12 protein-coding genes are annotated in these 14920 nt (G+C 69.2%); 5 read left to right on the top strand and 7 right to left on the bottom strand.

Annotated features, from left to right (window positions below):
- Positions 1-22: 22 nt before the first annotated feature.
- Complete coding sequence (locus ACFWV8_RS04180; protein WP_384197823.1) at positions 23-652, bottom strand: TetR/AcrR family transcriptional regulator; 630 nt, start codon at positions 650-652, stop codon at positions 23-25.
- A 363-nt stretch (positions 653-1015) separates the two neighbouring features.
- Between ACFWV8_RS04180 and ACFWV8_RS04175 the strand changes: the two genes are divergently transcribed.
- From ACFWV8_RS04175 to ACFWV8_RS04160, 4 genes are all read left to right on the top strand, one after another.
- Positions 1016-1990 (top strand): tetratricopeptide repeat protein, encoded by a 975-nt coding sequence (locus ACFWV8_RS04175; protein ID WP_384197821.1) that lies wholly within the window; start codon positions 1016-1018, stop codon positions 1988-1990.
- A gap of 609 nt (positions 1991-2599) precedes the next feature.
- The gene (locus tag ACFWV8_RS04170) at positions 2600-3229 is read left to right on the top strand and encodes a DUF6230 family protein (RefSeq protein WP_384197819.1); all 630 of its coding nucleotides are present in this window, start codon (positions 2600-2602) and stop codon (positions 3227-3229) included.
- A 118-nt stretch (positions 3230-3347) separates the two neighbouring features.
- Positions 3348-3962: a DUF6114 domain-containing protein gene (locus ACFWV8_RS04165; RefSeq protein WP_384197817.1), complete on the top strand. Its 615-nt coding sequence runs from the start codon at positions 3348-3350 to the stop codon at positions 3960-3962.
- Positions 3952-5298: a hypothetical protein gene (locus tag ACFWV8_RS04160; RefSeq protein WP_384197816.1), complete on the top strand. Its 1347-nt coding sequence runs from the start codon at positions 3952-3954 to the stop codon at positions 5296-5298. Before ACFWV8_RS04165 ends, ACFWV8_RS04160 begins: the two co-directional genes overlap by 11 nt.
- 98 nt (positions 5299-5396) lie before the next feature.
- Here ACFWV8_RS04160 and pyk read toward each other — a convergent pair whose 3' ends face one another.
- The 3 genes from pyk to pta form a co-directional block, all read right to left on the bottom strand.
- Positions 5397-6833 carry a pyruvate kinase gene (gene pyk / locus ACFWV8_RS04155; RefSeq protein ID WP_384197814.1) on the bottom strand — a complete coding sequence of 479 codons (1437 nt, stop codon included), beginning with the start codon at positions 6831-6833 and terminating at the stop codon, positions 5397-5399.
- 74 nt (positions 6834-6907) lie between these two features.
- Complete coding sequence (locus ACFWV8_RS04150) at positions 6908-8113, bottom strand: acetate kinase (RefSeq protein ID WP_384197813.1); 1206 nt, start codon at positions 8111-8113, stop codon at positions 6908-6910.
- A gap of 76 nt (positions 8114-8189) precedes the next feature.
- Entirely contained in the window at positions 8190-10313 is a 2124-nt protein-coding gene (gene pta, locus ACFWV8_RS04145) for a phosphate acetyltransferase (RefSeq protein ID WP_384197811.1), read from the bottom strand.
- A gap of 219 nt (positions 10314-10532) precedes the next feature.
- On the opposite strand from pta, the gene ACFWV8_RS04140 reads away from it, so the two are divergent.
- A complete protein-coding gene (locus ACFWV8_RS04140) occupies positions 10533-11558 on the top strand; it encodes an ATP-dependent 6-phosphofructokinase (protein ID WP_329381384.1) in 1026 nt (341 codons plus the stop codon).
- Between the two features lie 80 nt (positions 11559-11638).
- On the opposite strand, the gene ACFWV8_RS04135 is transcribed toward ACFWV8_RS04140, so the two are convergent.
- The 3 genes from ACFWV8_RS04135 to ACFWV8_RS04125 all read right to left on the bottom strand — a co-directional run bounded on the left by ACFWV8_RS04135 (position 11639) and on the right by ACFWV8_RS04125 (position 14791).
- Positions 11639-12463 (bottom strand): carbohydrate ABC transporter permease, encoded by an 825-nt coding sequence (locus tag ACFWV8_RS04135; RefSeq protein ID WP_384197809.1) that lies wholly within the window; start codon positions 12461-12463, stop codon positions 11639-11641.
- Entirely contained in the window at positions 12463-13305 is an 843-nt protein-coding gene (locus ACFWV8_RS04130) for a carbohydrate ABC transporter permease (RefSeq protein WP_384198065.1), read from the bottom strand. The genes ACFWV8_RS04135 and ACFWV8_RS04130 overlap by 1 nt, the downstream gene beginning before the upstream one ends.
- 133 nt (positions 13306-13438) lie before the next feature.
- The gene (locus ACFWV8_RS04125; protein WP_384197807.1) at positions 13439-14791 is read right to left on the bottom strand and encodes an extracellular solute-binding protein; all 1353 of its coding nucleotides are present in this window, start codon (positions 14789-14791) and stop codon (positions 13439-13441) included.
- Positions 14792-14920: the final 129 nt, after the last annotated feature.

Raw genomic sequence — 14920 nt, 5'->3', positions numbered from 1 at the left:
ACTCCGCGCACACGGCCAGGACCTAGGAGCCCTGGATCGCGGCGAGTCCTCCCACCAGCAGCAGCGTGAAGCTCCGCGCCCAGTCCTCGTCCACCGGCTCCGCGCTCACCAGCGTCCGGTGCACCACCGCTCCCGCGATCACGTCGAAGATCAGGTCGGCGTTGCGGGCCGATGTCCCCGGATCGCTCTCGTACGCCAACTCGCCCCGTGCCTGCGCCCGTTCACGGCCCTTGAGCACCAGGCCCTTCTGCCGGTCGACGATCGCCGTACGGATCCGGCCCCGCAGCGCGTCGTCCCGCGTCGACTCGGCGACCACCGCCATCAGCGCCGTCTTGGTCTCCGGCCGCTCCAGCAGGGCGGCGAACTGGAGCACCACGCCCTCGATGTCGGCCGTGAGGCTGCCCCGGTCGTGGATCTCGATCTCGTCGAAGATGAGGGCGACCGCGTCGACCACCAACTCGTGTTTGCTCGCCCAGCGCCGGTACAGCGTCGTCTTGGCGACGCCCGCGCGTGCGGCGACGTCCCCCATCGACAGCTTGGACCAGCCCAGTTCCACCAGCGCCGCCCGCGTCGCCAGCAGGATCGCGGTGTCGGCCGCGGCGCTGCGGGGGCGGCCGGAACGGGCGGGACTGTCGTGGCGGCGGCTCAGCATGCCCGCGACCATACCCGTCGGTAGCCAATCCGTTGTGAGTCAGTTCACCGGATGAATCTCACACGTACGGGGGAGGTTGCGGTTACGCTACGACCCGTAGCGAAAGACCGTTTCTTCTCAGGCGGTTCTTGAGCGACGACCACTGGTACGGGGTGGGGACCCCTACCGAACCCATGTCCCCCACGGGGGACTTGCCCCGTTCGTGTTCAGGTCATGCGCGGGGCCAGGTGAGGCGTGACGACCGTGTCCGCCCGTGCGCCCCGCAGCCCGCGGGGGGTCCGGAGGTGGGCGCGGTTCTGTGTGGGCGGTGCGAACTGTCCGATTGCTTTTCACTTGCGCGCGCGGAGAGGGGAGGATGTACTCATGCAGCCTAGGAACATGTCCATGAGCGGCGTCGTCGATCTCGCCGCGGTGAAGGCGGCCGGTGAGGCCAAGGCCAAGGCCGAGCAAACCCGCGCCGAGGCGGCCCGTCGGGGCGACACCGGTGCCGTACCCCCCTCCAGCCTGGTGATCGACGTCGACGAGGCGGGCTTCGAGCGCGACGTCCTCCAGCGCTCCGCCGAGGTCCCGGTCGTCATCGACTTCTGGGCCGAGTGGTGCGAGCCGTGCAAGCAGCTCAGCCCCGTGCTGGAGCGGCTGGCCCGGGAGTACAACGGCCGGTTCGTTCTTGCCAAGGTCGACGTCGACGCGAACCAGATGTTGATGCAGCAGTTCCAGATCCAGGGCATCCCGGCGGTCTTCGCCGTGGTGGCCGGCCAGGCGCTGCCCCTCTTCCAGGGCGCGGCCCCGGAGACCCAGATCCGCGAGACCCTCGACCAGCTGATCCAGGTCGGCGAGCAGCGCTTCGGGCTCACCGGCCTGACCGTCGACGCGGAGGCAGGCGCGGCGGACGAGGGCGCCGAGCCGGTGGAGCAGGTGGGTCCGTACGACGCGCTGCTCGAAGCCGCCGTACGAGCCCTGGACGCCAACGACTTCGGCGGCGCCGCGCAGGCGTATCGCAACGTGCTCGCGGACGACCCCGGCAACACGGAGGCCAAGCTCGGTCTCGCCCAGGCCGAACTGCTCGCCCGGGTCCAGGGGTTGGACCCGCAGCAGGTGCGCAAGGACGCGGCGGAGCAGCCCGGCGACGTCGGTGCGCAGATCACCGCCGCCGACCTCGATCTGGTCGGCGGTCATGTGGACGACGCCTTCGGCCGGTTGGTCGAGACCGTACGGCGCACGGCGGGGGACGACCGGGACAAGGCGCGGCTGCGGCTGCTCGAACTCTTCGAAGTGATCGGCTCGGACGACCCCCGGGTGACCGCGGCCCGGTCGGCACTCGCCCGGGTTCTTTTCTGACGCCGCACCGGCTCCGTGCCGCCCTCCCGGGCGGCGCGTAACGATTTGCCCAACCGAAGACACCGACGACCCCGTTTTACCAAAACTTGGTAAAACGGGGTTGCTGTTACTGCGAGTAAATCAACCGGCTTGTTCTGTCCGGTTATTGGCGGTATTCGCGAGTTCTGTCGGGGCGATTCGAGGCACCCTGCGTGCCCGCCCGACGGCGCCCCGTCGCCCCTCGGACAGCCTCCCATTACCAGCCAGTAACGAACCCCCTTGTGTCCCGAGCGCGAATACACCACGATCGTCCACGCTCGGTCCAACAGCGCACCGGCGCGGCGATCCGGCCGTGGCCACCGCGAGTTGGATCCCCACCGGGCGGGCCGGCGGAGCAGTGGCGCCGACCCACGGACAGGGGGGTTCCCGCCGACCGGCGGGGCCTGTCCGGCGGCCACGCGCCACGCGTGGTCCAGTGGTTGTCGCTCGGGGGTGATCGTCGGTGATTCTGACGCGGCCCGGTCCGCGTGAACGCACGGACGCTCTCCTTCCCGAGGACGTAGCACTTCTCCCATCCCAGGACGGGCCGAGGCCCGATCCGGAGATGTACGTCCGAGAAGGAGGAAAGTGATGGAGTCCCAAGCACGTGGCGGGACCAGATGGAAGCGGTTCGCCGTCGTCATGGTGCCGAGCGTGGCCGCCACGGCCGCGATAGGTGTCGCTCTCGCACAGGGCGCGCTCGCCGCGTCGTTCAGTGTGTCGGGGCAGAGTTTCAAGGTCTCGGCCGACCAGTTGGTGGGCCAGGACTTCGTTCAGTACGGCAGCCTCGCCGACGGCACCGATCTCAAGGGCAACAAGACGGCCCATCCGGTGGCCGTTTCCGGCTTCAGCTCGGCCACGATCAGCAACATGTGCCAGTCGGTGGTCACTCCGGACGTCCCGATCTTCGGCAACATCAGCCTTGAGCTGCGTGCCGGCCGGGACACCCAGAAGCCGGTCAAGGCGACCAACCTGTATCTGGACGTCGCCCAGCTCGAAGCCGACGCCAAGTTCAAGAACATCGACATCGGTGTGGCGGCCGGCGACACGAGGATCCAGCCGGGGACCGAGAAGAAGGTCAACCCGTTCGGCTTCGCGCAGCGCGCCGAAGAGGCGACGCTGACCGATGTGAGGCAGACGGCGTGGGCGACCACGGCCGGCACCTTCGAGCTCAGCGGTCTGAGCCTGAAGCTGCACAAGGGCGTCAAGGAGTGCTACTAGACCCTGACCGGGTCCTGAGCACTTCGCCCCCTGGGCGGGCGCGCCCCGTCTGACGCGGTCGCGTCCGCCCACTCCCCAAATCTCTCACAGCAACACCGGTACCAGGGAGCTGTTTTCCATGAGCGCCGAGTCTTCGGAGCCCCGCGGCCGATTCACGTACTGGCGGCTGCGCTTCCGCGCCTGGCGGGGTACTCGGCCTTTCTGGGCGGGGCTTCTGACACTCCTGAGCGGAGTGCCGATCGCCTACTTCCCTTACGCCGAACTGAAGTTGGGCCATCTCACCCTGACGATGGCCACCACGGCGGGCGCCGGCTCGCTGATCATCGGTGTCCTGCTCGTCACGCTGGGTCTGACGATGTGGTTCCAGAGCATCGTGCGGGTCTTCGCCGGCGTCGCCACGATCCTCCTGGGACTCGTCTCGATCCCCGTGTCCAACCTCGGTGGATTCATGATGGGCGCCATCCTCGCCCTCATCGGCGGAGGTCTCTCCATATCGTGGGCGCCCGGCCGGCCGGTGGATCCGGACGAGGAGCACGCCGACGATCCGGGTGACGGCCGGCCGGCCAAGCACGCGGCCGTACGGCGGCAGACGTTCACACCCGACGGTGCCGTCGACCAGGGCACCCCGGACGGGGGCGGGGACGACCCTTTTCTCCCCGGCCCGCATGACGGGGGCCCGAATCTGACGGACACGACTGTCCATGCCAACGGCGGGAGGAACAGTGCGGGGTGAGGACACGCGGTCGGAGACGGCCGGCGGCGGGCAGGCCCGCGAGAGAAGCGGCCCGCGCCACGCCGCCCCCAGGAAGTCGCTGCTGACGAAGCTCCAGATCCCGGCCGGCAAGGCGTTCGCACTGGCCGCGATGCCCACGGCGGTGTTCGTCGGGATGGGGCTGACGCCCCGGCTCGCGCTCGCCGAAGGCGACAAGGACATCCCGTTCGCGCCGGGGCCGTGCGTCACGCGTTCCGACGAGCCGCCGGAGGAGTCGGCGTCGCCGTCCGAGAAGCCGTCCGAGAAGCCGTCGGACGAGGCGTCAGGCGATTCGTCCGGGGATCCGTCAGGGGATTCCACGGACGGGCCGAAGCCTCCCGCGGGCGATGACGGGGACGACGACGGTCCCGAGCCCTCGCCCGGGGGGACGCCGCCCGCGTCCGACGCGGACAAGCCCGCCGCGCCCAAGGAGCCCGCGCCGGAGCCGAGCGGTTCGAAGTCCAAGGACCCGCTGGACCCGCTGGGTCTGGGGGACGCGCTGGGCGACCTTCTCGGCGTACCGGAGAAGGAGACGGACGAGCCGGCCGACCCGTCGCCCGAGAAGCCCGACGAGGAGAAGCCCGCGGACTCCGGCACGGACGCCGGTGCAGGGACGGACAAGCCCGACAGCGACAAGCCGCGGTCGGACGCGGACTCCGACTCGGACTCCGACAAGTCCGGTGACGACGACAGCGCCGCCGACCGCACCGAGGACGCCATCAGGGACGCCGCGGACAAGGCCGGGGCTGAGGTCGAGGAGCTGGACGACGCCGCGAAGGGCCTCGAAGCCCGCAAGGACGACGACATCCCCGAGGGCGCCGACGGCAAGCCGCGCTTCCCCTGCCCGGAGGCCGACCCGGAGGCGCTGGCCGCCGCTGAACTGGAGCCCGGCATCCCGCTGTTGCCGGACGACCCGTGGAAGCTGGAGAGCACCAAGCTCACGCTGCGGGGTCTGGACTACCACGGCATCGTCGAGGTGAAGACGGGCAGCGGCAAGATCAAGAAGGCCCTGAAGTTCACATCCTCGGAGGTGGACATCAAGGACCTGCACCAGAAGGTTGTCTACCCGGAGGGCCGCACGGCGCACGTGGCGAGCAGGCAGGGCTCCACGTCGACCATCCGCGACGGCCAAGTCACCATGTACACAGAGAAGTTGACGGGCAATCTGTTCGGGCTGATCCCGATCGAGTTCAGCCCCGACACCCCGCCCCCGCTCAACGTCCCGTTCGCGTTCTTCACGGACGTCGAGGTCCTTCAGGCGGGCCAGTTCGGCGGCACACTCACCGTTCCCGGACTCAACAACTACATCACCGACTGACGCGCACGCGCGTCGAGAAGACGCCGCCGTCCCCCCACGCACGACGGGCCGCACAGCTGACTGTGCGGCCCGCTCTGCGGTCGGTGTCCGGCCCCTGTTCAGCCCTGGACGACGCGGGTGTCTCCCAGCCGGTGGACACGCACCATGTTCGTCGTGCCGGGGACGCCGGGCGGCGAGCCGGCCGTGATGATCATCGTGTCCGACTCGCTGTAGCGCTGAAGCTTCAGCAGCTCCGCGTCCACGAGGTCGACCATCGCGTCGGTGGTGTTCACGTGCGGTACGACGAAGGACTCCACGCCCCAGCTCAGCGAGAGCTGGTTGCGCGTCGCGGGGTCCGAGGTGAAGGCGAGGATCGGCTGAATGGTGCGGTAGCGCGACAGCCGGCGGGCGGTGTCGCCGGACTGGGTGAACGCGACCAGCGCCTTGCCGCCCAGGAAGTCCGCGATCTCGCACGCCGCGCGGGCGACCGAACCACCCTGCGTACGGGGCTTCTTGCCCGCCACGAGCGGCTGGAGGCCCTTGGACAGCAGCTCGGTCTCGGCCGCGACGACGATCTTCGACATAGTCTTGACCGTCTCGATCGGATACGCGCCGACGGACGACTCCGCCGACAGCATGACCGCGTCGGCCCCGTCCAGGATCGCGTTCGCCACGTCCGACGCCTCGGCGCGCGTCGGGCGGGAGTTGGTGATCATCGACTCCATCATCTGGGTCGCCACGATCACCGGCTTGGCGTTGCGGCGGCACAGTTCGATGAGGCGCTTCTGCACCATCGGGACCTTTTCGAGCGGATACTCGACCGCCAGGTCGCCACGGGCCACCATGATGCTGTCGAACGCGGCGACGACAGCCTCCATGTTGGCGACGGCCTGCGGCTTCTCGACCTTCGCGATGACGGGGACCCGGCGGCCCTCCTCATCCATGATCTTGTGTACGTCGTTGATGTCGTCCGCGTCGCGCACGAAGGACAGCGCGATCATGTCGCAGCCCATCCGCAGGGCGAAGCGCAGGTCCTCGACGTCCTTCTCGGAGAGCGCCGGCACATTGACCGCCGTACCCGGCAGGTTGATGCCCTTGTGGTCGGAGATGACCCCGCCCTCGACGACCAGCGACTTGACCCGCGGGCCCTCGACCTCGGTCACCCGGAGTTCGACGTTGCCGTCGTTGATCAGGATCTGGTCGCCCTTGGTGACATCGCCCGGCAGGCCCTTGTAGGTGGTGCCGCAGATGCCCTTGTCGCCGGGGACATCCTCGGTCGTGATGATGAACTCGTCGCCGCGCATCAGCTCGACGGGACCCTCGGCGAAGGTCTCCAGACGGATCTTCGGGCCCTGGAGGTCGACGAGCACGCCCACGGCCCGGCCGGTGGCCTCGGCCGCCTTCCGGACGCGGTGGTACCGCTCCTCGTGCTCGGGATGGGACCCGTGGCTCATATTCAGTCGGGCCACGTTCATACCGGCCTCGATGAGCGCTTTCAACTGCTCGTACGAGTCGACGGCGGGGCCAAGTGTGCAGACAATTTTGGAACGGCGCATAAGGCGGATCCTATCGGTTTGTTTCGCCACGGAATATTCCGTCTGGCGGAAAGTACAAATGGGCGGGGTGGCGCTCAGGCGTCGACCAATGCGAAGGTCTGGCGGGCGATCTCCATTTCCTCATCCGTCGGTACGACGGCGACCGCGACGCGCGCGTGTGCCGGCGACACGAGGCGCGGTTCGCCGGACCGTACGGAGTTGAGCTCCGCGTCCACGACCAGCCCCAACCCGTCCAGTCCGGCCGTCGCGGCTTCCCGTACGGGCGCCGCGTTCTCGCCGACGCCCGCGGTGAACACCACCGCGTCCACCCGGCCGAGTACCGCGTAATAGGCGCCGATGTACTTCTTCAGCCGGTGGATGTAAATGCCGAAGGCCAGCCGGGCCCGCTCGTCACCCTCGTCCACCCGGCGGCGGATCTCCCGCATGTCGTTGTCGCCGCACAGTCCCATCAGCCCGCTCTTCTTGTTGAGCAGTTCGTCGATCTCGTCGGTGTCCATTCCCGCGACCCGCTCCAGATGGAAGACCACCGCCGGATCGATGTCTCCGGAGCGCGTACCCATCACCAGCCCCTCCAAGGGGGTCAGCCCCATCGAGGTGTCCACGCAGCGCCCGCCGGCGACGGCCGACGCCGACGCCCCGTTGCCCAGGTGCAGCACGATCAGGTTCAGCTCCTCCGGCGGGCGGCCCAGCAGCTCGGCCGTGCGCCGGGAGACATACGCGTGCGACGTGCCGTGGAAGCCGTAGCGCCGGATCCGGTGCGCGTCGGCCGTCTCGACGTCGATCGCGTACCGCGCGGCGTGCTCCGGCATCGTCGTGTGGAACGCGGTGTCGAAGACCGCGACCTGCGGCAGGTCGGGACGGAGCGCCCGCGCCGTCCTGATGCCGGTGATGTTCGCCGGGTTGTGCAGCGGCGCTACGGGCACCAGCCGCTCGATCTCCGCGAGTACGGCGTCGTCGATCACCGTCGGGGCGCTGAACTCCGCCCCGCCGTGCACCACCCGGTGACCGATCGCCGCCAGATCGGGGGAGTCGATGCCGGTGCCGTCCAGGGCCAGTTCGGCGGCGACGGCCTTCAGTGCCTGCTCGTGGTCGGCGATCCGCTCCGTACGCTCGCGCGCGCCCTCGCCGGCCGGCGTGTGCACCAGGCGCGAGGTGCTCTCGCCGATGCGCTCGACGAGACCGACGGCGAGACGGGTGCCGTCACGCATGTCCAGCAGCTGGTACTTCACCGACGAGGAGCCGGAGTTGAGTACGAGGACTCGGGTGGCCTGCGAGGTCACGGGTGGTTCGCCTTTCGGGGAGGGAGCGTTGTGCGGGACCGGTGCGGACGGGTGCCCAGGCGGTACGGCCCTGGGCTCACGCGCCGTCGCCCTGCGCCTGGACGGCCGTGATGGCCACGGTGTTCACGATGTCCTGGACGAGGGCGCCGCGCGAGAGGTCGTTCACCGGCTTGCGCAGCCCCTGCATCACCGGGCCCACCGCCACCGCGCCCGCCGAACGCTGCACGGCCTTGTACGTGTTGTTGCCGGTGTTCAGGTCGGGGAAGATCAGCACCGTCGCGCGCCCCGCCACCTCCGAGTCCGGCAGCTTCGTCGCGGCCACGCTCGGATCCACTGCGGCGTCGTACTGGATCGGCCCCTCGATCTTCAGCTCCGGCCGCGCCGCGCGCACCAGCTTCGTCGCCTCGCGCACCTTGTCGACGTCGGCGCCGGAGCCCGAGGTCCCCGTCGAGTACGAGAGCATCGCGATCCGGGGCTCGACCCCGAACCGGGACGCCGTCTCGGCGGCCTGCACCGCGATGTCCGCGAGCTGCCGGGCGTCCGGGTCCGGGATGACGGCGCAGTCGCCGTACACCAGCACCTTGTCGGCCAGGCACATGAAGAAGACCGAGGAGACACTGGACGACGGCGAAGAAGCCCGCCCGTCGCCCGCCACCACGCCGCCCGGCGCGGCGCCCTTCGTCTTTATGATCTCGAACGCCGGGCGGATCGTGGCCGCCGTCGAGTGGACCGAGCCCGACACCATGCCGTCGGCCAGACCCGCGTCGACCATCAGGGTGCCGAAGTAGTTCACGTCGGCCACCACGTCGTACGCCAGCTCCACCGTTACACCCCGGTGGGCGCGCAACTCCGCGTAGCGCACGGCGAACCGCTGCCGCAGCTCGTCCTCCGCCGGGTCGATGAGCTGGGTGCCCGCCAGGTCGATACCGAGATCGGCGGCCTTCTTGCTGATGACGTCGACGTCCCCGAGGAGCGTCAGGTCGCACACGTCGCGGCGCAGCAGTATGTCGGCCGCGCGCAGCACCCGCTCCTCCGTGCCCTCCGGCAGGACGACCCGGCGGCGTACGGCACGGGCCTGCTCCAGCAGGTCGTGCTCGAACATCATCGGCGTCACCCGGCCGCTGCGTACCACCGACATCCGCGCCAGCAGGTCGCCGGTGTCCACGTACCGCTCGAAGAGCCCCAGGGCGGTCTCCGCCTTCCGGGGCGTATCGGCGTTCAACTTCCCTTCCAGCGCGAAGAGTTCACCGGCCGTCGGGAAGGACCCCGCGACCACCGAGACGACCGGTGTGCCGGGCGCCAGCCGGGAGGCGAGCGTGAGGACCGAGTCGGCCGGCCGCTCGTCCAGCGTCAGCAGAACGCCCGCGATGGGCGGCGTCCCCGCCGAGTGCGCGGCGAGCGCGCCCACCACCAGATCCGCCCGGTCCCCCGGTGTCACCAGCAGACAGCCCGGCGTCAGCGCGTTCAGCATGTTCGGCAGCATCGCCCCGCCGAAGACGAAGTCGAGCGCGTCGCGCGCCAGCCCCGCCTCGTCACCGAGCAGCACCGTGCCGCCGAGGGCCCGGGTGATCTGCGAGACGGTCGGGGCGGCCAGCGCCGCCTCGTCGGGGAGCGTGTAGCAGGGCACCGGCAGCTGCTGCCCGAGCTGCGCGTCGATCGTGTCGCGGTCCTCGGGGGCGACCCGGTTCACGACCATCGCAAGGATGTCGCAGCCGAGCACCGCGTACGCCCGGTGGGCGTTGCGCGCCTCGGCCTGTACGGACTCGGCGTGCTGGCCCTTGCCGCCGACCACCGGTATCACCGAGGCGCCGAACTCGTTGGCCAGCCGCGCGTTGAGCGACAGCTCGTCGGGCAGCTGGGTGTCGGCGAAGTCGGTGCCGAGGACGAGCACCACCTCGTAATCCCTGGCGACCTCGTGGAAGCGCCGCACGAGCTGCTGGACCAGCTCGTCCGTACCGCCGTCGGCCTGGATACCGGCTGCCTCCGCGTACCCGAGGCCGTAGCCGGACGCCGGGTCCTGCGAGAGGCGGTAACGGGCGCGCAGCAGATCGAAGAGGCGGTCGGGGCCGTTCGCGTGGACCAGCGGGCGGAAGACACCCACCCGGTCCACCTGACGGGTCAGGACCTCCATGACCCCCAGCTCGACGACCTGCCGGCCGTCGCCGCGGTCGATCCCGGTCACGTACACGCTGCGTGTCACGCGCGCTCTCCTGTTCGGCGAAGATGGTGGAGGTGGTGCGGACCGGCAGTGGTGGGGCGGGAGGAAATTCCTGTTTCTGCCGTTAGGCCCGTTAGGGTGGCACAGCCCTCTTGACAATACCTGTGAGGGTAGGTACGGCGCCTCCGAGACAGGACCTGGACAGGCCCCTGGCAGGACCCGCACCGGACCACATCCTTAGCGAGCAGGAGACACAGCGCGATGCGTATCGGAGTTCTCACCGCAGGCGGCGACTGTCCCGGCCTGAACGCCGTGATCCGTTCGGTCGTCCACCGCGCCGTGACCGGGCACGGGGACGAGGTCATCGGCTTCGAGGACGGCTTCAAGGGGCTGCTCGACGGCCACTACCGCCCCCTCGACCTCGACTCCGTCAGCGGCATCCTGGCGCGCGGCGGCACGATCCTCGGCTCGGCCCGGCTGGAGCGCGGGCGGCTGCGGGAAGCCGCCGAGAGCGCGGACGAGTTGGGGCGAAAGTACGGCATCGACGCGCTCATCCCGATCGGCGGCGAGGGCACCCTCACGGCGGCCCGGATGCTCGCCGACGCGGGGATGCCCGTGGTGGGCGTACCGAAGACGATCGACAACGACATCTCGTCCACCGACCGCACGTTCGGCTTCGACACGGCCGTGATGGTGGCCACCGAGGCCATCGACCGCCTCAAGACCACGGCCGAGTCGCATCAGCGCGTGATGGTCGTCGAGGTGATGGGCCGGCACGCCGGATGGATCGCCCTGGAGTCGGGCATGGCGGGCGGCGCACACGGCATCTGTCTGCCGGAGCGGCCGTTCGAGGTCGACAGCATCGTGAAGATGGTCGAGGAACGCTTCGCGCGCGGCAAGAAGTTCGCGGTCATCTGCGTCGCCGAGGGCGCGCATCCGGCGGAGGGCTCGATGCACTACACGAAGGGCGAGATCGACCAGTTCGGCCACGAGCGCTTCCAGGGCATCGGCAACCGCCTCGCGGGCGAACTGGAGCGGCGCATGGGCAAGGAGGCCAGGCCGGTGATCCTCGGGCATGTGCAGCGCGGGGGCACACCGACGGCGTACGACAGGGTGCTGGCGACGCGCTTCGGCTGGCACGCGGTGGAGGCGGTGCACAACGGCGACTTCGGCAAGATGACGGCGCTGCACGGGACGTCGGTGGCGATGGTGCCCCTGGCGGAGGCGGTCACCCGCCTGAAGACGGTCCCGGAGAACCGCATGTTCGAGGCGGAGTCGGTCTTCTAGCCCTTGTCGACGATCTTCCAGGACGGGTCCGACGACGCGCTCCCGCGGGAAACCGGTTCACTCCCCGCGGGAGGAGCGTTCTACCCCTTCACCGCGCCCCCGAGCGCGAAGCCACCGCCCAGCCGGCGTGAGATCAGGATGTAGAGCAGCAGCACCGGCGTGGAGTAGAGGATCGAGAACGCCGCGAGCTGCCCGTAGATCACCGAGCCGTAGTTGCCGAAGAACGTGAAGATCGAGACGGACGCGGGCAGTTGGTCGGGCGACAGCAGCAGCATGAAGGGGACGAAGAAGTTCCCCCAGAGCTGGATGAACGTGTAGATCATCACGACCGTCATGCCCGGCCCCATCAGCGGCAGCACGATCCGGGTCAGCGTCTGGAGCATCGACGCCCCGTCCGTCCACGCCGCCTCCTCCAGGACGGTCGGCACCCCGTCCATGAAGTTCTTCATCAGCCAGATGGAGAAGGGCAGTTGGGAGGTGGCGAGGAAGAGCGACGTGCCGTACATCGTGTCGATCAGATTGACCTGGACGAACAGCCCGTACACCGGGACCATGATCGCGGTGATCGGCAGACACGTCGTGAACAGGATGGTCAGCAGATACGGGCGGCTGAACCGCGAGCGGTAACGGGACAGCGGATACGCCGCCAGGGCCGCGCACGCCACCGTCAGCAGCGTCGCACTGCCGCACAGCAGCAGGCTGTTGAGCATCGGCGTGAACGTGATCTCGTCGGTGAGGACGGCGCTGAAATTCTCCGTCGTCGGCGAGGACGGCAGCCGTACCCGCAGGTCCGCCCCGGCGTCGAGCGAGGACAGCACCAGCCACAGCAGCGGAAGCAGGAAGGCCACGGCCACCACGACCAGAGCCGCGTCCGATGCGAGCCGGACACGTGTGGCGCGCTTCATCACACCTCCACCTTGAGCAGGCGTACGTAGACGATCGAGAACAGCGCGCCCACGAGAAGCAGCAGCAGCGCGACCGCCGTGCCATACCCGATCAGGCTCTTGAGGAACGCCTGGTCGTACATGAACACCGGCAGCGTCTGGCTCCGGTTGCCCGGCCCGCCGCGTGTCATCGCCCAGATCAGACCGAAGACGGACAGCGTGGAGAGGGTGTTGAGCATCAGATTGGTGCCGATGGAACGCCGGATCATCGGCAGCGTGATGTGCCACAGCCGGCGCACCCCGTTGGCGCCGTCGACCTCCGCCGCCTCCGTGATGTCCTTCGGGATCTCGGACAGCGCGGCGGAGTAGATCAGCATGGAGAACGCCGTGCCGCGCCATACGTTGGCGAACGACACCGCCAGGATCGGCAGGGTGAACAGCCAGTTCTGGGACGGCAGATGGAGCCAGTCCAGGATGGCGTTCAGCGTCCCCTCGCGGCGGAAGAACGCGTACAGCAGGAACGCCGCGACGATCTCCGGCAGCACCCACGCCGCGATGACGACGGCACCCGTCGCGGTGCGCACCGGCCGGGACGCGGCCCGCATCAGCCCGGCCAGCGCCAGCCCGATGGTGTTCTGGCCGACGATCGACGACACGAAGGTGAAGACGAGCGTCAGCCAGACCGCGTTACGGAAGTTGTCGTCCGCGAAGGCCCGCCGGAAGTTGGCCAGGCCGACGAAGTCCGAGGTGGACGAGCCGGTCAACTGCGTGTTGGTGAAAGCGATCCAGACGCAGTAGCCGATCGGCCCGGCGAGGAACAGGAGCAGCAGCAGCGTCGCGGGGGCGAGCGGCAGCCAGCGCAACGCCCGCGCCCTGGGACCGCCGCGGCTCTCGCGCCCGTCGGCCGGCGCGGCGGGCCCGCCCTTGCTCACGGGCCCGCCCGCCGTACTCACCGCACTCACGGTGCCGCCGCCGGCACCGCCGCGGCAGGCGTGCTCACTTCTCGGCCACCGCGCCGTCGGCGATGGTCCTCAACTGCTCGTCGTACTCCTTCGCCGCCTCGGCCGCGGACGCGTCCCCCGTCGTCACCGACTCCATCGCCTCGCCGATCGCGGACGACACCTGCGGGTAAACGGGCAGCGCGGGGCGGTAGTTGGTCACCTCGACGAGCTTGGTGAAGAAGTCGATACCGGGCATCGACTTCAGATACTTGGGATCGGCCGCCACATCCTTACGGACGGCGATCTGCGCGCCGACGACATCCCACTCGACGGCGTTCTCCTTCGTCTGCTGCGTCTTGATGAACTCGAAGGCCAGGTCGGGGTTCTGGGCCTTCTGCGGGATCGACCACGCCCACCCGCCGGACATCGACACGCTGCCGGGCGCCTGCCCGTTCTGCGTCGGCATCGGTGTCTGGGCCAGCTCGGTGGACCACTCGGGCCACTCCTTGGGGCCCTCGTTGATCCAGTTCTGCCCCATCCAGGAGCCGTCGAGGGAGATCGCCAGCTTGCCATCGGGGAAGAACTCGGTCGCCACGCGCGTACCGATGTTGGGGTCGAGCGCGTCGGATACGTCGGGCCCCAGCTTCTCTGAGTACACGGTCCGTACGAAGTCGAGCGCGTCCGTGAAGCCCTTGTCGCCCGCGACCCACTTCTTCGACGCCGGGTCGTAGAGCGGGTCCGCGCCCGTGCCGTACAGCAGCATCTCGAAGCCCTGCATCACCGCGGCCTCGCCGGGGCCCTTGCCGGTGTAGACGTTGAGGGGGATCACGTCCGGGACCTCGCGCTTGACGGTGCGCGCCGCGTCCAGGACCTCCGCCCAGTCCTTGGGCCGCCAGTCGGCTGGCAGCCCCGCCTTGGCGAAGATCTTCTTGTTGAACCAGAGGCCACGGGTGTCCGTGCCGTCCGGTACGCCGTACGTCTTGCCGTCCTCCGCCTTGGCGGCCGACTTCGCCGTGTCGACGAACTGGTCCCAGGAATCCCACTTGTCCAGATACTCGTCCAGCGGGCGCAGATAGCCGGCCTTGATGTCGGAGTTGATACGGAAGGTGTCCTCGTAGACCAGGTCTGGCGCGGTCTTCGGGGAGCGCATCATCTGCTGCGCCTTGGTGGCGTAGTCGTTGTCGGGGGCCTGGATCGGTATCAGTTCGACCTTCTTGCCCGGATTGGCCTTCTCGAACTGCTTCTTCATGGACTCCAGATAGTTGTCCTTGAAGCGGATCTTGTTGTCCGTCGATCTGTTGTAGGCCACCTTCACGGTGTCCGGATCGCTGCCGGACCCGCCGCCGCACGCCGTGAGCGCACCGGCGGCGAGGACCGTGACGAGGATCAGTGGGGCGGTGGGGCGCACGGGCACGACCTCCTCTTAATAGGTCCTGTCCGGCGGATCTTCGCGGGCCCGGAACGCCTGGCACGGCACCTCGCCGCGTTGCCGAAGTGCCCACAGGAAACCACCCTGCGGGCACTTCGGCGCCTTGCG

The organism is Streptomyces sp. NPDC058665 (assembly GCF_042714995.1).
Lineage (GTDB): Bacteria > Actinomycetota > Actinomycetes > Streptomycetales > Streptomycetaceae > Streptomyces.
This window is presented reverse-complemented; position numbering and strand designations above follow the sequence as displayed.